This is a genomic window from Saccharothrix coeruleofusca (assembly GCF_017876325.1).
Classification (GTDB): domain Bacteria; phylum Actinomycetota; class Actinomycetes; order Mycobacteriales; family Pseudonocardiaceae; genus Actinosynnema; species Actinosynnema coeruleofuscum.
On sequence record NZ_JAGINV010000001.1, the window covers coordinates 2,644,615 to 2,661,117 of the forward strand.

Sequence of the window (16,503 nt, forward strand, 5' to 3'; positions counted from 1 at the left end):
GGCATGGGCGAACCGCGGTGGCTGGACGAGCGGGAGGCGCACGTGTGGCGGGCCTTCCTCGCCCTGCAGCGCGAGCTGACGGGCGCGCTGGAACGCGGGCTGGTGCGCGACTCGGGGCTGTCCAACGCCGACTACTCACTGCTGGTGCCGCTGTCGGAGGCCCCCGACGGCCTGCTGCGCGCCCGCGAACTGGGCATGCGGGTCGGTTGGGAGCGCAGCAGGCTGTCCCACCAGGTCAAGCGCATGGAGAAGCGCGGGCTGGTGGTCCGCGAGGAGTGCGCGGAGGACGCGCGCGGCTCGATGGTGCGGCTCACCCCCGCCGGTCGCGCGGCGATCGGGGCCGCCGCGCCGGGGCACGTCGACAGCGTGCGGCGCTACCTGTTCGACGTGCTCTCGCGGGAAGAGCTCGACGTGCTGGGACGCGCCTTCGACCGGGTGCTGGCCCGCATCGCCGCCGACGACGACGAGGCGGATCCGACCCGCTAGGCGTCCAGGGCGTCGGTGAGCGTGGGGTAGAGGTCGAGGAGCTGGTTGAGCGTGGTGGCGCGCAGCGCGCGCAGCATGGTGCGGGCCGGTGCGACCACGCGCAGGGGAGTGCCCTGCCGCTGACCCTGCTGGTGGTGCTCCACCAGCAGCGACAACCCCACCGAGGCGAAGAAGCTCACTCCGCTCAGGTCGACCACCACCGGCAGCCTGCTCGTCCCGGCGTCCTCGAACGCCGCGGTGAGCTGCTCGCGCAGCAGGGGAGCGGTGGACGGGTCCACCTCGCCGGTGGCGTGCACGAGCACCGCGCGCTCGCGCTGCTCGCGGCCGACCCGGAGCGGCTCGGTGTAGTCGGGATCGGGCTGGTCGTTGGAGACCACGCTTCCTCCTTCCGAGATACCCCTATCAGGAATGGTAGTCACCCGTTCCCGGAGACGCATCACGCTGCGTTACCCAGAGCCCTGGGCCGTGATTGGAATCTTAACTCTATCGATTATTTCAGTGTTGACTAAAATTGATCAACCGTGCTCCGCCGGCCAGGCACGCCGGAACTCGGGCGACGTGGAGACCGGGTCGCAGCAGGAGTGGTGGCGCTCCAGCGCCTCGGGGTCGTCGGCGGTGACTGTCGTGGCACGGTCCCGCATTTCGACCGCGGCGGCGAGTGCGCGGCGAACCTGACCGCACAGGCCTGTTTCCGGCACGGGCTGCGCCGGTCGATGGGCGCGACCGGTAACTGCCGGGACAACAGCCCCGCGGCGTCGTTGCGGTCGACGTTCAGGCATGGGCACCACTGCCGGCACCTCTGCGGCACCAGGACGGAACTTGTTGGCGCGGTTGACAATTCAATCCGGCGACGACGGCCGCGGGCGCACCACTCGTAGGTCAGAATTGTGCGCATGCCGAAGAATAGCCAGGAGATCCCGCACGCCGAGCGCCGTGCGAAGGTGCTCGACGAGGCAATCCGCCAGTTCGCCGGCAACGGGTACCGCGCCACCAGCATCACGGCCATCGCGAAGGTGCTCGGGCTCTCCTCCGCTGCTGTCCACTGGTACTTCCCGACCAAGGACGACCTATTCGCCGAAGTGCTCACGAGCATGTTCCACGCCGCCACGGAACGGGCGTCCGGTGATCCCGATTTGGGTGGTGATCCGCGCGCCGAGCTCATCAGCGTCCTCGAGGAGCTCGATCCCCACAAGGCGCTCGTGCGAGAGGCGTACGAGCGCCTGAACACCTCCTCGACGCTGCGGGAGGCGTACGCCAAGGTGCTGCAGTGGGCCGACGACCGCCTCATCCGGGCCATCGCCCAGCGCGTGTCCGAAGACGCCGACGTCGATCTCCTGGCCGAGACCGCGCACGTCCTGTTGGAGGGCCTCCTCGTCAGCGTGCGCACGAGGGACCGGTCGATAGCCGACATGATCGACCTCCTCATCGATCCGCTGGCGGCCGCGGCGGCCGCGCGCCCCCGAGGCGGCACAACGGGCTCTTGACCGTGCGCCCGGTCCCGTGCCACCATCTCTTAATCACCAGTTAAGAGATGGTGGCACGGCAGTGCCGCCGCATGAGAGGAACCCCCGTGGTCTCACCCGCCAAGCTCGCCCATGTCGTCCTGCGCACCGGCGACCTGCAGACGATGATCGACTGGTACGTCGCCGTCCTGGACGCACGCGTCGTCCACGCCAACGAACAGCTGGCCTTCCTCACCTACGACGACGAGCACCACCGCGTGGCCCTCGTGAACGCGGGTGCGACCGAGCGGCCCACCTCCGCGCACTCCGGACTCGAGCACGTCGCCTTCACCTACGCCGACCTCGGTGACCTGCTGGACAACTACCAGCGTCTGAAGGCTGCCGGCACGACGCCCGTGTGGAGCGTCAACCACGGCCCGACGACGTCTCTCTACTACGCGGACCCCGACGGCAACAAGGTCGAGCTGCAGATCGACAACTTCGACACCGACGAGCAGATGGAGGCGTTCTTCGCCTCCGGTGCCTTCGCCGCCAACCCCATCGGGGTCGAGTTCGACCCGGACGAGCTCCACGCGCGTCTGAAGGCGGGCGAACCCAGGAGTGAGTTGATCAAGCAGACGGGCAGCCCGGCGACCGTGAGCCAGCGGCGGTGAGCGGCTCGGCCGATGCGCCGGTGCTGATCGTCGGCGCCGGGCCGGCAGGTCTCGCCACCGCTTACGTCCTCGGCCGCCACGGCGTGGCGAGCGTGGTCTGCGAGAAGTACGAGGGTGTCAATCCGCACCCGCGCGCCCACGTCGTCAACACCCGATCGATGGAGATCTTCCGGGACTGGGGCATCGCCGATGCCGTCCTCCGCGAGGCCGTCGGTCCCGCGTGGGGCAACGTCGTGTGGAAGCACACGTTCACCGGTGAGGAGCTCGGCCGGCTCCCGCTCGCCCGCGACGAGGAGGAGCACTTCGGGAGCGTCTCCCCGGTGACGGCGGCGTCCTGTGCCCAGGACCGCGTGCAGCGGGTGCTGCTGGACGCGCTGCGGCAGCAGGGGACGGCGACCGTGCGCTTCGGGGTCGAGGTCGTGGAGCTCGACGAGGACGAGAGCGGGGTGTCCGCGGCGCTCCGCTGTGCGGACGGTGCCGTCGAGCATGTGACGGCGCGCTACGCCGTTGCCGCGGACGGAGCCTCGGGGGCGCTGCGCTCGAGGCTGGGCATCGAGATGGACGGCGTGCCGGAGTTCGGTCGGCAGATCAACGTCTACTTCCACGCCGACCTCTCACCGTGGACGGACCGAGACCCCGCCCTGCTCGTGTGGCTGATCAACTCCGCCGCGCCCGGCGGGATCATCGGCATGGACGGTGGCCGCCGATGGACCTACAACTTCGGCTACGACCCCGAGGCCGAGACCGTCGCGGACTACACCCCCGAGCGCTGCGCCGAGCTGATCCGCAGGGCACTGGGCGTCGATGAGGTCGAGATCGAGGTGAAGTCCGTCGGCACGTGGCGGCTGGCCTCGCGGATCGCGCGGCACTACCGCCGCGGCAACGTCTTCCTGGTCGGGGACGCGGCCCACCAGTTCCCGCCCACCGGCGGCATGGGGATGAACACCGGCATCGCCGACGCCGACAACCTCGGGTGGAAGCTGGCAGCCGTGCTCGCCGGCTGGGCTCCCGAGTCCCTGCTGGACAGCTACGAGACCGAGCGACGCCCGGTGGCCCGCAGCAACGCCGGGTTCAGCGTCGACAACGCCATGAAGATGGCCGAGTGCGGGCTCGGACCCACCACGGCGGCGATCGCCCAACTCCTCGAGAGCGACGACCCGCAGGTGGCGGCGGCGGAGCGCGCCCGTCTCGCCGAGGTGATCCCGCACCAGCGTGGACACTTCGGTTCGATCGACCAGGAGATCGGCTACGTGTACGGCGCCGACCGTCCGCCTGTCGCACCGGTCTACCCCCGCTCCAGGGGAGCCGAGGGCGGACGTCCACCGCACCGCTGGATCAGCCGATCCGGTCAGAGGATTTCGACCCTCGACGTCGTCGCGCGAGGGTTCACGCTGATCGCGGCCCCGCACGGGCGGCGCTGGCTCGAGGCGCTCGACCGCGTCGCGGGCGACATCCCCTGCTCCCCGGTCCTCGTCGGCCGTGACATCGACACCGCCGACGAGGATCCGTTCGGCCTCGGCGAGCACGGCGCCGTGCTGATCCGTCCCGATGGGCACATCGCATGGCGAGCGCCCGCGGGCTCGCCCAGCCCGGAGGACGACCTCGAGCGCGCACTGCGGACCACGCTCGGGGCGGTCCCCGCCGAGCGCTAGCCGGGGCAGCGAGCAGCACCCGCACGCGAACGGGCGCACGGTCCGCGGCGACCTGCGGTTCTCGGTCCACGAACACGAACCGACCGGAAGAGATACGAGGTCAATGCGGATCTACAGCACCGAACGAGGCATTGCCAGGCAGGCGGATGCGGGCAGCCTCGACCTGCTCGACCTCGCGTGCGCGGACGTCGCGGAGCTCCTGCTCGGGCCGGGGCTGGAAGCCGCGCGGGACGCACCGGTGACCGCGACCGTCCCGCTCGACGACGCACGGGTGCTCGCCCCGGTGGCTCGTCCGGGAAAGGTCCTGGTCATCGGGTACAACTACCCGAGCCACGCTGACGAGGTCCGCGAGGCACGGGGCGAGGTGCATCTGCCGGAGGTCCCGAACTTCCAGATCGTCGCCGGTGCGGCCGTCGTCGCGCCCGGTGCGGCCGTCGTCCTGCCGAAGGTCGCCGACGCGGAGGTCGACTACGAGGGCGAGGTCGCCGTGGTGATCGGCCGCTCGGCGAAGGAGGTTTCGGTCCACCGGGCCTGGGAGCACGTCGCGGGCCTGACCGTGGTCAACGACGTCTCCGCTCGTGACATCCAGGCCAGGGCGATGGCGGGGGACCTGACGGTCTCGATCAGCACGGCCAAGAGCTTCGACACTTTCAAGCCCATGGGCCCGTGCCTGGTCACCGCCGACGAGGTGGGCGCGCAGCCCGACCTGCGGCTGATCACCCGAGTCAACGGAGAGGTGCGGCAGGACGACCGCACCGGCACCTTCGTGCACAGCATTCCGGAGCTCGTCGCCTACCTCTCGGAGTTCATGACACTGGAGCCGGGTGATGTCATCTGCACCGGAACCCCCCGCGGGATCGGGTTCTTCTCGGAACGGTTCCTGAGGGAGGGCGACGAGGTGGAGGTCGAGGTCGAGGGGATCGGATGCCTCCGCAACCGCGTCGAGTCGGCGTCATCCGCTCCCCGCCCACCAGGACGCCGATGATGCCGCCGGTGACCTGGTAGGTGCGATCGACCACCCGTTCCACGAATGGCGGTACGTCCACGCGCCGGACGACGTGGTGCCGCCGATTCGCCACCCCGATCCAGAAGGAGGAAGCCCCGTGAGCGACTCGTCGACGCCGAGCGTGCTGGCGCGCATCCCGTTCCGCCGCGAACACCGTTCGGCTCGAGCACCCTGCGTCCGGGACAGGGATCGTGCCCTCGACAACGCGGATTTCGCCGAAGTCGTCCGGCGTACGGCGAGAAGGCTCGAAGGCCTCGGCGTCGATCGCGGTGACACGGTGGCGGTGCTGCTGCCCAACCGCGCCGAGATCGTCACCGTCATGTTCGCCGCGTGGTGTCGGGGCGCTGCGCTGACCCCGATCAATCCGGCTCTCACCGATGACGAGGTGCGGTACCAGCTGCGGGACTCCTGTTCCGCCGTCGTCGTGGGCGGGGAGCGCGCCCAGGCGCTGGCCTCGTCGGTCGGCGCGTCCTGGGTCGACGCGGAGACGCTCCACCGCGACAGCCACGAGCCGCCTGTCGGACCCGGCGCAGAAGTGCTGCCGCTGGCCGACGCCTCCGACGTCGCGCTGGTGATCTACACGAGCGGGACCACCGGCAGGCCCAAGGGGGTGCTCCTCGACCACTCGAACCTGGACGCGATGAGCACTTCGCTCATCGAGCACTTCGAGCTCACCGCCGCGGACAGGAGCCTCCTGGTCCTGCCGCTGTTCCACGTCAACGGGCTGGTTGTCAGCGTGCTGTCCCCGCTGCGCGCAGGCGGGGACGTCGTCGTCGCCCCGCGGTTCTCACCCGACACGTTCTGGGACGTGGTCGAGGTGAACCGACCGACCTACTTCTCCGCTGTGCCGACCGTCTACTCCGTGCTCGATACGCACACGGACCGCGCGGTGGACACGTCCTCGCTGCGTTTCGCCATCTGCGGAGCGGCTCCCGCCCCGGCCGAGCTCGTCTCCCGTTTCGAGAGGCGGTTCGACGTTCCGGTCGTCGAGGGGTACGGGCTCTCCGAAGGCAGCGTCGCGTCCACGATCAACCCGGTCGCGGGTCCGCGCAAGCCCGGAACCGTCGGTGTCGCGCTGCCGGGTCAGGAAGTCCTGGTCGTCTCCGACGATGGGAGGCCCCAGCGCCCAGGGGAGCGCGGAGAGGTCGTCGTGCGTGGCGCCAACGTGATGCGGGGCTACCTCGGGCGGCCGGAGGAGACCGCCGCGGTCCTTCGCGCGGGCTGGCTGCACACCGGTGACGTGGGAATTCTCGACGAGGATGGTTACCTGCGCATCGTGGACAGGATGAAGGACATGATCATTCGGGGTGGGGAGAACATCTACCCGAAGGAGGTCGAGGACTGTCTCCACCGCCATCCCGGCGTGGTCGAGGCCGCGGTCGTCGGCAAGCCCGACGAGAAGTACGGCGAGGTCCCCGTCGCGTTCGTCGTCGTTCGGCCGGGGAGCGCGGTGACGGCCGAGGAGTTGATCGGGCACTGCGCGGCGTCGCTCGCTCGCTACAAGACCCCCGCCGAGATGCACGTGCGGGACCAGCTGCCCAAGAACTCGGTCGGCAAGCTGGTCAAAGGTCCTCTGCGCGCAGCCGTGAGCGCGACGACTCCGATCGACGCATCGCCCGGAAACCGGCGATGCGCGACTTGATCGACCGCGCAGGCAGGCTCAACTCGGCAGCCGGTCCCCGACCGGTGCGTCGCGGCCGCAGTCCTTCGTTTCCGCGAGTCCGCGCGCGACCTGTCAGCTCTGGTCGGACCACCACTTCTGGCCGGACTCGGGCAGCGTGGAGATCGGGTCGTAGTAGGGGTAGCGGCGCTCCAGCGCCTCGGGGTCGTCGAGTTCGATGCCGGTGCGGTAGTTCTTGGTCCAGTAGGAGATGCCCAGCTCGCGGTCGTACTCGTTGAGCTGGTGCACCCACCGCTTGCCCACGTAGGGCACGTCGCAGACGATGCGCGGGGTGGCGTAGCCGGGCAGGTAGCCCATGATCGCGTGCTGGAGCTGCTGGGCCTCCCACACCGCGACGCGCCAGTGCTCGGCGTTGGGGATCATGTCGCACATGTAGAAGTAGTAGGGCAGCACGCCCGCCTCGCCCTGCAGCGCGAAGCACAGGTCCAGCAGGTCGTCGGGGGTGGCGTTGACCCCGCGCATGAGCACCCCCTGGTTGCGCACGTCGCGCACGCCCGCCTCCAGGGCGGTGCGGGCGGCCTCGGCGACCAGCGGGGTGACCGACTGGGCGTGGTTGACGTGGGTGTGGATGGCCAGGTTGACGCCGCGCCGGGCGGCGGTGCGGGCCACCCGCTCCAGCCCTTCGACGACCTTGGGCTGCAGCCAGTGCTGGGGCATGCCCGCCAGGGCCTTGGTGGCCAGGCGGACGTCGCGCACGGTGGGGATGTCGAGCAGGCGCATCAGGAACGACTCCAGCTGCGGCCACGGCACGTTGGCCACGTCGCCGCCGGAGACGACCACGTCGCGCACGCCGGGGGTGCGCTTGAGGTAGTCGATCATCCGGTCCTGCCGGTCCGCGGGTTTGAGCGCGAGCTTGTGCTTGGCCACCTGCGGGGTGGAGTTGCCGACCAGGTCCATGCGGGTGCAGTGGCCGCAGTACTGGGGGCAGGTGGGCACCAGTTCGGCCAGGACCTTGGTGGGGTAGCGGTGGGTCAGGCCCTCCACCACCCACATCTCGGCCTCGTGCAGGGAGTCGCGGGCCGAGTGCGGGTGGCTGGGCCAGCGCGGGTCGCGGTCGGAGCGGACGGGGATCATGTAGCGGCGCACCGGGTCGGCCAGGAACGCCTCGGTGAACGCCTCGGGGGTCAGCGGCGCGTCGGGGGCCATGGTGTTGAGCATCTGCGGCGGCACCAGCATCGACATGGTGGCCAGTTGCTGCTGGTCGGCGGCCAGGTCGTCGTAGAACCGCTCGGTGAGCAGGTCGCCGACCAGGGCGCGCAGCTGCTTGGCGTTCTTGACGCAGTGGGCGCGCTGCCACTGGGCGTCGCGCCACTGGGCCTCGGTGACCTCCCGCCAGCCGGGGAAGCGCCGCCAGTCGGGTTCGACCAGTTCCCGGCGTCGGTAGGTGTAGGGCTGCAGGTCGGGCCGCAGGCCGGGCGTGGTGTCGTGCAGGGCAGTCATCCATGCTCCCTACTGGCTAGGTGGCGTAAAGATATGCTGCCAGAAGGGGGGATTGACGTAAATATTCCGGTCGGGGACGTTTTGCGGGGTCGGTGCGTTGAGGGGGTATGCGCCTGCTCGTCGTGCTGCTGACCGCCATGGCCGTGGAGATCGCCGTCCTCGCGGCCGTCACCGGTTCCCTCGGCTTCCTGCCCACGCTGGGCCTGCTGATCGCGGGCGGTGTGGTCGGGTCGCTGCTGATGCGCCGGGAGGGGGCGCGCACCCTGGTCGCGTTCAACGAGGCGCTGCGCACCCGTCGCGCGCCGCACCGCGAGGTGGCCGACGGGGTGCTCATCGCCGCGGCCGGGTTCCTGATCGTGGTGCCCGGCTTCATCAGCGACGTGCTGGGCCTGTTCCTGCTGTTCCCGCCGACCCGAGGACTGATCAGCAGGCGCATGGCGCGCGGCGCGGAGCGGCGCGAGCGGGCCTTCGTGCTCAACCACCGCTACGGCAGGCCCCCGACGGCGGGCGGTGTCGTGGTCGAGGGCGACGTGATCGACGTCCGCCCGGACCGGCCCGGCACGACCGAGCGACCCGAACTGCGCTGAACCGGTGTCGCGCGCACGCCGGGCGGGTAGTGGAAGGTCATGACCGTCTACGGGGTGCACGCTTCCCACGAGCAAGTTCACCCGACCCGGTTGCTCGCCGCGGTGCGGCGGGCCGAGGAGGTCGGGTTCGACGCGGCCATGAGCTCGGACCACTTCTCGCCGTGGAGCAGCAGGCAGGGCCAGTCGGCGTTCGCCTGGTCCTGGCTGGGCGCGGCGCTGCAGGCCACCTCGCTGCCCTTCGGCGTGGTCAACGCGCCCGGCCAGCGCTACCACCCGGCGATCATCGCCCAGGCCATCGGCACGCTGGCCGCGATGTACCCCGGTCGGTTCTGGGCGGCGCTGGGCACCGGTGAGGCCAGCAACGAGCACATCACCGGCGCCGGTTGGCCGCGCAAGGACGTGCGCTCGGCCCGGTTGCTGGAGTGCGTGGAGGTCATCCGCGCGCTGCTGCGCGGCGAGGAGGTCAGCCACGACGGCCTGATCACCGTCGACCGGGCCAGGGTGTGGACGCTGCCGGAGGAGCCGCCGCCGCTGATCGGCGCCGCGGTCAGCGTCGCCACCGCCCGCTGGTGCGCCCGGTGGGCCGACGGGCTGATCACCGTCAACGCGCCCGCCGAGCACCTGCGGCGGATGGTGGAGGCCTACCGGGAGGCGGGCGGGCGCGGCCCGCTGCACCTGCAGGTGCACCTGAGCTGGGCGCCCGACGAGGACACCGCCACCGCCATCGCCCACGAGCAGTGGCGCAGCAACGTCTTCCCGCCCCCGGTGTGCTGGGACACCGAGACCGCCGAGCAGTTCGACATCGTCTCCGAGCGGGTCGCCCCGGCCCAGGTGGCCGAGGTGGTCAACATCTCCGCCGACCTGGGGTGGCACACCAAGACCCTGCGCGAGTACGCCGACCTGGGCTTCGAGCAGATCTACCTGCACCACGTGGGGCAGGAGCAGCAGCGGTTCCTCGACGCCTTCGGCGAGCGCGTGCTGCCCGAGGTCCGGTCGTGAAGCTGACCCGCACCGCCGACGTGTGGTGGAAGAACGCGGTGGTCTACTGCCTGGACGTGGAGACCTTCCACGACTCCGACGGCGACGGCCACGGCGACTTCCGCGGCCTGATCCAGAAGATCGACCACCTGCACGCCCTGGGCGTGACCTGCCTGTGGCTCATGCCGTTCTACCCCTCGCCCGACCGCGACGACGGCTACGACATCACCGACTTCTACGGCGTGGACCCGAAGCTGGGCTCGTTGGGCGACTTCGTGGAGTTCGTGCGCACCGCCCGCGACCGGGGCATGAGGGTGATCGCGGACCTGGTGGTCAACCACACCTCCGACCAGCACCCGTGGTTCCAGTCCGCGCGCAGCAGCCCCGACTCGCCCTACCGCGACTGGTACGTCTGGCGCGACCAGCCGCCGCCCGACGGCGACCAGGGCGTGGTCTTCCCGGACAAGGAGAAGTCGGTCTGGCAGTACGACCGCAAGGCCAAGCAGTACTACCAGCACAAGTTCTACAAGCACCAGCCCGACCTCAACGTGGCCAACCCGGCGGTGCGCGACGAGATCGCGCGGGTCATGGGGTTCTGGATGGAGCTGGGCCTGTCCGGGTTCCGCGTCGACGCGGTGCCCTTCCTGCTGGAGACCGACCGCGTGCAGGCGGTGGACCTGCCCGACCCGCACGACTACCTGCGCGACCTGCGGGCGTTCCTGTCGCGGCGCAACGGCGAGGGCGTGCTGCTGGGGGAGGTCAACCTCCCCTACACCGAGACGATGAAGTTCTTCGGCGACGGCGTGGGCGACGAGTTGCACCTGTGCTTCGACTTCATCGGGATGCAGCAGATGTTCCTGTCGCTGGCGCGCGAGGAGGTCAGCCCGCTGACCCACGCGCTCAAGGAGCGCCCGCAGCCGCCGCGCGACTGCCACTGGGCGACCTTCGTGCGCAACCACGACGAGCTGACCCTGGACAAGCTCACCGAACCCGAGCGCCAGGAGGTCTTCGCCGCCTTCGGCCCCGAACCCGACATGCAGCTCTACGGCCGGGGACTGCGCCGCAGGCTGCCCGCCATGCTCGGCGGTGACCTCAGGCGCGTGAAGATGGTCTACAGCCTGCTGTTCTCGCTGCCCGGCACCCCGGTGCTGTTCTACGGCGAGGAAGTGGGCATGACCGAGGACCTGTCCCAGGAGGGCAGGCTGGCGGTGCGCACCCCCATGTGGTGGGACGCCGCCGCCGAGCAGCGGCGCGACCCGGACTCGCTGCTGGCGTGGACCCGCAAGCTGGTGGAGCGCTACCGGGAGTGCCCCGAACTGGCGTGGGGCGCTTTCCAGGTCATCGACACCGCCGAGCCCGCGGTGTTCGCCCACCGCTGCGACATCGACGGCGGCACCGTGGTCGCCGTGCACAACCTGGCCGAGGCCGAGGTCTCGGTGCAACTGCCCGGTCTCGGCGGTATCGCCGCGCTGACCGACCTGCTGGTCGACGGCACCGTGGAGGTCTCCTCCGACGGCGTGGCCGAGGTCGACCTCGGCGCGTACGGCTGCCGGTGGTTCCGGGCGCGGAGCGGTTCGTGAAGTCCATCGAGGAAGGAGAGGTGGCCAGTGGCCAAGGGTGACGTCGAAACCCAGTTCGAAGACGGTCGGTGGAAGAACCAGGTCGAGGGCGGCGAGCGCGCCTCCAACACCGCCGCCACCAAGGCCGAGGCCGTGTCGGAGGGCCGTCGCATGGCGTCCGACCGCGGCGTCGAGCACGTGATCAAGAAGCAGGACGGCACCATCGGGGAGAAGAACACCTACCCCCGCGACCGCGACCCCAACCCGCCCAAGGGCTGACCCGCGTGCCGTGGCCCCCGCCTCCCGGCGGGGGCCACCCCGCGAACCGAGCGTTCCGGCACCGCGAGTTCCGCGTTCGCGCACCGCGAGTCGAACCTCCGGACACCCCGAGTTCAACGTTCAGGACGTCCGAACCCCACACTCGTGCGCGGTTGAGCTTGCCTATGCACCCGCTCCTGCTCGACCTTCACCATTGAGTCGTCATCGGTCGAAGCGGCCTCGCTTCGCGGCTTCGAGGAACACGGTGAGCCCTGCGGGGCTGACAGTGAGCGCGGGTGCCGGGTTCTTCGAGTCGCGTACCGCGTTCAGACTTCGGCGCACCTCGACGCAGTTGGTGTTCGTGCTGCTGCGGGTGCTCTTGCGCCATTCGGTCATCTGGTCCCCTCGATCTTCTCGGCGATGCGGATAATGAATTCGATGGTTCGATCCGGTGTGAGCGCCACCTCGAGCACCTTCTCCACGGCGTCTTGGTAGACGGCGATATCCTCCTTATCTCTCAGGAAGAGGCCGCTGCGCCGGTTCTCGATGTGCACGACGTTCATCGCCGCCTCAAGGCCCACGATGACGAAACCGCCCTCCAGTCCTGGATGCCACCCGACGTCATCCGGGATGACGTGCAGGGTTACGTTCGGCCACTCCGCGACCTTCAGCAAATGACGCAACTGGTCGACCATCACACTCGGGCCACCGATGGTGTGGCGCAGGGCGGACGCGCCGATGAAGGCGGTGTACCGAACCGGGTTCCGTTCACGGCTCAGGACTTCCTGGCGGCCCAGCCGAATAGCGACTCGTAGTTCTACTTCATCTGTCGGTACGTCACCCGAGCGCATCACCGCCCGGATATAGGATGAGGTTTGCAGCAGTCCGGGTACCAAGAGCGGTTCGACCGTGACGATCCGATCCGCCAGCTGCTCGAAGGTGAGTAGTGCGCTCAGCTGTGCTTGTCGCTCCGGCAGGCTGATCGCCAACCATGGGGCCCCATCGGTGTCTCTCGCCATTTCGACCAGGCGATCGCGTTCGGCACCGTCGACACCGAGCAGCCGCACGTACGTCGCGACCTGCTCCGGCGTCGGAGGACGTTCACCGGATTCCACACGAGACAGGGTGCTGTGATCGGTACCGGCCCGCTTGGCGAACGCACGCAGACCGATGTCACGAGCTTCGCGGACAGCGCGGAGCTGTGCTCCCAAGGCGACTGCTTTCGGACTGGTGCCCACCATGGGCACAGCATAGAAGTCCGCTCTCCGCTTCCAGGGTCCTCCGATCAGGGAATTGCCCACAGTGGTGCGCACCCAGCAACCTGGTGCGCACCACCTCCTCACCGTTTGGAGACCTCCGTTGTCCTGGTATCGGATCGTCAGCTGTCGCAACACCGGGTGTCTCCGCGTTCCCCTGGAATGGTCGTGATGACCGACGGGCGCGAGTTCCGCTGGCTGCCCCACGCCGGGCGGCGGCACGCCATCCCGACCGAGCTGGCCGCGTTCGACGAGGGCCGGACCCTGTGCGGCATCGCGGTCACCGTCCCGAACCGGCCGCTGCCCCGCATCCCGGACTGGTGCTGGCCCACCTGCGCCGGCTGCGACCTGGCCTGGCGCACCAGCGAAGGCATACCGGCCTACCCCAGGTCGGGACGATCACCCTCGGGGAAGGCGTCGTGAACCACCCCGACAACGCCGCACCGCAGCAGGAGGAAGACCCCATGACCAGGTTCCGCCAGTTCGTGGCGACGGAGTACGCCCAGGGCAGGACCATCCGCGCGCTGGCGGCGCTGACGGGCCGCTCCTACGGGACGGTGCGCAGCGCGCTGGTCACCGAGGGCGTCGCGCTGCGGTCGCGCGGCCTGCGGGCACGGGAAGCGGCAGGCGATCCCCAGCGCGAGGAACTGGCGGTGCTGCTGCTGTCGCTGCGCCTGAGCGCGGGCCTGACCGGCCGGGAGGCGGGCGAGCGGGCGGGCATGAGCCAGTCGAAGGTGTCCAAGCTGGAGACCGGCCGCCTGGCCCCGAAACCGGAGGACGTCGCACGGCTGGCCGACGCCTACCGCGTCCCGCCGGACGTGCGCGGGCGCATGACCGCGCTGGCCGCCGAAGCCCCGGCGCGGAAGCGCCGCCGTCCGGTCCTGCTGCGCACCCGAGCCTGCCACAGCCCGCGTGTGGCCCGCGCCGAACAGGCCGCCACCGCCGTCCGCGTGCTGAGCCTGGGGCGGCTGCCGGACCCGGATGCCTACCGGGGGCGGCTGAGCCTGCTGGTGCCCGAGCGGGCGGCGTGGCCGGGTCTGCCGCCGGGCACCGGTGTCATCCCCTGCGCGGTGCCGCTGCCCGACACCGGCTTCCGCGTGCTCGACGACCGCGTGGTCGTGGTGGAGCTGCTGTCGGGCGACGTGGTCCTCACCGATCCCGACGACGTGCGCGCCCACGTCGAGCGGTTCGAGGAGCTGCGGGCCCGCGCTCAGGTCAGCCGGTAGCCGTGCGCGGGCCGGTTGGCCATGCCGTAGCGCGGCTGCACCTCGGCCTTGCCCACCGACACCAGGTGCTCCAGGTAGCGCCGCGCGCTGACCCGCGACAGCCCCACCCGCTCGGCCACCTCCTGCGCGGACATGTCCTCCTGGCAGGACCGCAGGGTCTCGGTCACCAGCTTCAGCGTCACCGCCGAGAGCCCCTTGGGCAGGTCGCTGGTCCGCGGCCGGTGCAGCAGCAGCTGGTCGACGTCCTCCTGGTCCAGCCACGGCCCCAGCCGCTGCACCTCCGAGCGTCGGGCCAGGTACTCGCGCATCCGGTCCAGGAACGCCGCCCTGGTGAACGGCTTGACCAGGTAGTGGTCCACGCCGCGGGACATCGCCTGGCGCACCGTCTCGCGCTCGCGCGCCGCGGTCACCGCGATCACGTCGACCTGCGGGCCGCTGCGGGCGCGCAGCCGGGCCAGCACCTCCAGACCCGACATGTCGGGCAGGTGGATGTCCAGCAGCACCAGGTCCGGTTCCAGCTCGTCCACCGCGCGCAGCGCCTGCCCGCCGCCGTGGGCCTCGCCGACGACCTCGAACTGCGGCAGCGACTCCAGGAAGGCCCGGTGCACCGCGGCCACCGCGAAGTCGTCGTCCACCACCAGGGTGCGCACCGTCACCGCGCACCCGCTTCCGGCAGCCACACGTCGAACGCCGCCCCGCCCAGCTCCGACTCCGAGACCCGCACCCGACCTCGTCTTCGGGTGACCACCCTGGACACCAATGCCAGTCCAATCCCTCGTCCGTGCGCCCCTCGGGGCGCTTTGGAACTCACACCCAGCGTGAAGATCCGGTCCCGGTCGGCTTCCGCCACGCCGGGGCCGTCGTCCTCGACCACCACCCGCACGCCCTCGCCGTCCGAGCGCACCAGCACCCGCACCGTCCCGCCGGTGTCCACCGCGTCCACCGCGTTGTCCACCAGGTTGCCCAGCACGGTCAGCGCGTCGTCCCCGGCGCGGGCCACGACCCGCGAGTCCTGGGCCAGTCGCAGCGCCACGCCGCGCTCGTGCGCGGTGCTGGACTTGGCCAGCAGCAGCGCCGCCAGCGCCGGGTCGGCCATTGCGCCACCGATGATCTCGGAGGTCACCGACCCGGCGCCACCGACCCGCTCGATGTAGCGCACCGCCTCCTCGCGGCGGTCCAGCTCGACCAGGCCGCTGATGACGTGCAGGTGGTTGGTGAACTCGTGCGCCTGGGCCCGCAGCACCTCGGTGACGGTGCGCTGGCCGTCCAGCTCGCGCAGCGCGTCGTGCAGCTCGGTGCGGTCGCGCAGGGTCAGCACCACCCCCACCCGGCGGTCGTGGGTGCGGGCGGTCATCCGGTTGGCCACCAGCACCCGCTCGCCCGCCAGCACCAGCCGGTCGGCCACGTCGTCCACGCCGCGGGCCAGGTCCAGCAGGCCGCCGTCCTCCAGCACCTCGGCGGCGGGCCGCCCGGTCGGGTCGTCGGTGAGCCCCAGCAGCCGCACCGCCTCGTCGTTGACCAGCGCCACCCGCTCGTGCTCGTCCACGGCCACCACGCCCTCGCGGATGCCGTGCAGCATCGCGTCGCGGGTCTCCAGCAGCTGGGCGATCTCCGCGGGTTCGAGCCGGAACGTGCGCCTGCGCACCATCCGGGTCACCAGCGCCGAGCCCAGCACCCCGACCAGCGCGGCGGCTGCCAGCCAGCCGATCAGCTCGGGCAGGTCCTCGGCGAGGTCGTCGTCCAGGGCGCTCTCCAGGATGCCCACCGACGCCATGCCGATGATCTCCCCCGACGCGGACCGGATCGGGACCTTCGCGCGCAGCGAGGTGCCCAGCGTGCCGGTCTCGGTGCCCACGAACACCTGCCCGGCCAGCGCGGTGCTCGGGTCGGTGGAGACGTGCTCGCCGATGCGCGCCGGATCGGGGTGGGAGTAGCGCACGCCGTTGCGGTCGGTGACCACCACGTAGGTCACCTGGGAGGCGTTGCGGATCAGCTCGGCCAGCGGGTGGATCGTCTCCGAGGGGTTCGGGGAGTCGAAGGCTTCCACGACCGTCGGCAGCCGTGCCACGCTCTCGGCCACCGACAGCATCCGCTCCATGTACGACTGCCTGATCCGATCGCTCTGCAACTTGGCCGCCAACAGCCCAGCGGCGCAGGTGGTGACCAGCACGATGGTCACCTGCAACACCAGCAGGGTGACCCCGAGCGGGACCGATCGGCGGCGCATGGGGGGCATTCTGGCGTACGGCTTGTGAACG

Annotated in this window: 18 protein-coding genes; 12 read left to right on the forward strand and 6 right to left on the reverse strand. The window is 70.6% G+C overall.

The window, feature by feature from the left end:
* The first annotated feature begins 3 nt into the window (after nt 1-3).
* Entirely contained in the window at nt 4-486 is a 483-nt protein-coding gene (locus JOF41_RS12140) for a MarR family winged helix-turn-helix transcriptional regulator (RefSeq protein WP_189223672.1), read from the forward strand.
* Here JOF41_RS12140 and JOF41_RS12145 read toward each other — a convergent pair.
* On the reverse strand, nt 483-863 hold the full coding sequence (locus tag JOF41_RS12145; protein WP_189223671.1) for an anti-sigma factor antagonist: 381 nt from the start codon (nt 861-863) through the stop codon (nt 483-485). The genes JOF41_RS12140 and JOF41_RS12145 overlap by 4 nt on opposite strands.
* Nucleotides 864-1,379: 516 nt before the next feature.
* On the opposite strand from JOF41_RS12145, the gene JOF41_RS12150 reads away from it, so the two are divergent.
* From JOF41_RS12150 to JOF41_RS12170, 5 genes are all read left to right on the forward strand, one after another.
* Nucleotides 1,380-1,970 (forward strand): TetR/AcrR family transcriptional regulator, encoded by a 591-nt coding sequence (locus JOF41_RS12150; RefSeq protein WP_189223670.1) that lies wholly within the window; start codon nt 1,380-1,382, stop codon nt 1,968-1,970.
* An 86-nt stretch (nt 1,971-2,056) separates the two neighbouring features.
* The gene (locus tag JOF41_RS12155; protein WP_189223669.1) at nt 2,057-2,602 is read left to right on the forward strand and encodes a VOC family protein; all 546 of its coding nucleotides are present in this window, start codon (nt 2,057-2,059) and stop codon (nt 2,600-2,602) included.
* On the forward strand, nt 2,599-4,254 hold the full coding sequence (locus JOF41_RS12160) for an FAD-dependent monooxygenase (protein ID WP_189223668.1): 1,656 nt from the start codon (nt 2,599-2,601) through the stop codon (nt 4,252-4,254). Before JOF41_RS12155 ends, JOF41_RS12160 begins: the two co-directional genes overlap by 4 nt.
* Nucleotides 4,255-4,357: 103 nt before the next feature.
* Nucleotides 4,358-5,239 (forward strand): fumarylacetoacetate hydrolase family protein, encoded by an 882-nt coding sequence (locus JOF41_RS12165; protein ID WP_209618761.1) that lies wholly within the window; start codon nt 4,358-4,360, stop codon nt 5,237-5,239.
* Between the two features lie 118 nt (nt 5,240-5,357).
* Nucleotides 5,358-6,902, forward strand: a complete 1,545-nt coding sequence (locus JOF41_RS12170; RefSeq protein WP_307867388.1) for a class I adenylate-forming enzyme family protein — start codon at nt 5,358-5,360, stop codon at nt 6,900-6,902.
* Nucleotides 6,903-6,995: 93 nt separating this feature from the next.
* On the opposite strand, the gene JOF41_RS12175 is transcribed toward JOF41_RS12170, so the two are convergent.
* Entirely contained in the window at nt 6,996-8,381 is a 1,386-nt protein-coding gene (locus JOF41_RS12175) for a KamA family radical SAM protein (RefSeq protein ID WP_189223665.1), read from the reverse strand.
* Between the two features lie 107 nt (nt 8,382-8,488).
* On the opposite strand from JOF41_RS12175, the gene JOF41_RS12180 reads away from it, so the two are divergent.
* The 4 genes from JOF41_RS12180 to JOF41_RS36965 are packed head-to-tail and all read left to right on the forward strand — an operon-like array spanning nt 8,489 to nt 11,784.
* Nucleotides 8,489-8,968 carry an FxsA family protein gene (locus JOF41_RS12180; protein ID WP_189223664.1) on the forward strand — a complete coding sequence of 160 codons (480 nt, stop codon included), beginning with the start codon at nt 8,489-8,491 and terminating at the stop codon, nt 8,966-8,968.
* A gap of 39 nt (nt 8,969-9,007) precedes the next feature.
* The gene (locus JOF41_RS12185) at nt 9,008-9,967 is read left to right on the forward strand and encodes a TIGR03885 family FMN-dependent LLM class oxidoreductase (RefSeq protein ID WP_209618763.1); all 960 of its coding nucleotides are present in this window, start codon (nt 9,008-9,010) and stop codon (nt 9,965-9,967) included.
* Complete coding sequence (locus JOF41_RS12190) at nt 9,964-11,526, forward strand: alpha-amylase family protein (RefSeq protein ID WP_307867389.1); 1,563 nt, start codon at nt 9,964-9,966, stop codon at nt 11,524-11,526. The genes JOF41_RS12185 and JOF41_RS12190 overlap by 4 nt, the downstream gene beginning before the upstream one ends.
* 27 nt (nt 11,527-11,553) lie before the next feature.
* Nucleotides 11,554-11,784 carry a DUF2188 domain-containing protein gene (locus JOF41_RS36965; RefSeq protein WP_189223661.1) on the forward strand — a complete coding sequence of 77 codons (231 nt, stop codon included), beginning with the start codon at nt 11,554-11,556 and terminating at the stop codon, nt 11,782-11,784.
* 201 nt (nt 11,785-11,985) lie between these two features.
* On the opposite strand, the gene JOF41_RS12200 is transcribed toward JOF41_RS36965, so the two are convergent.
* On the reverse strand, nt 11,986-12,159 hold the full coding sequence (locus JOF41_RS12200) for a DUF397 domain-containing protein (RefSeq protein ID WP_209618767.1): 174 nt from the start codon (nt 12,157-12,159) through the stop codon (nt 11,986-11,988).
* Nucleotides 12,156-13,004 (reverse strand): helix-turn-helix domain-containing protein, encoded by an 849-nt coding sequence (locus tag JOF41_RS12205; RefSeq protein WP_209618772.1) that lies wholly within the window; start codon nt 13,002-13,004, stop codon nt 12,156-12,158. The genes JOF41_RS12200 and JOF41_RS12205 overlap by 4 nt, the downstream gene beginning before the upstream one ends.
* A gap of 186 nt (nt 13,005-13,190) precedes the next feature.
* Between JOF41_RS12205 and JOF41_RS12210 the strand changes: the two genes are divergently transcribed.
* On the forward strand, nt 13,191-13,442 hold the full coding sequence (locus tag JOF41_RS12210) for an HC3 family zinc finger protein (protein ID WP_209618775.1): 252 nt from the start codon (nt 13,191-13,193) through the stop codon (nt 13,440-13,442).
* Between the two features lie 41 nt (nt 13,443-13,483).
* Nucleotides 13,484-14,245: a helix-turn-helix domain-containing protein gene (locus JOF41_RS12215; protein ID WP_209618778.1), complete on the forward strand. Its 762-nt coding sequence runs from the start codon at nt 13,484-13,486 to the stop codon at nt 14,243-14,245.
* Here JOF41_RS12215 and JOF41_RS12220 read toward each other — a convergent pair.
* The gene (locus tag JOF41_RS12220) at nt 14,230-14,901 is read right to left on the reverse strand and encodes a response regulator (protein ID WP_189223655.1); all 672 of its coding nucleotides are present in this window, start codon (nt 14,899-14,901) and stop codon (nt 14,230-14,232) included. The genes JOF41_RS12215 and JOF41_RS12220 overlap by 16 nt on opposite strands.
* Complete coding sequence (locus JOF41_RS12225; protein ID WP_229795621.1) at nt 14,898-16,472, reverse strand: ATP-binding protein; 1,575 nt, start codon at nt 16,470-16,472, stop codon at nt 14,898-14,900. The genes JOF41_RS12220 and JOF41_RS12225 overlap by 4 nt, the downstream gene beginning before the upstream one ends.
* Between the last annotated feature and the right edge of the window lie 31 nt (nt 16,473-16,503).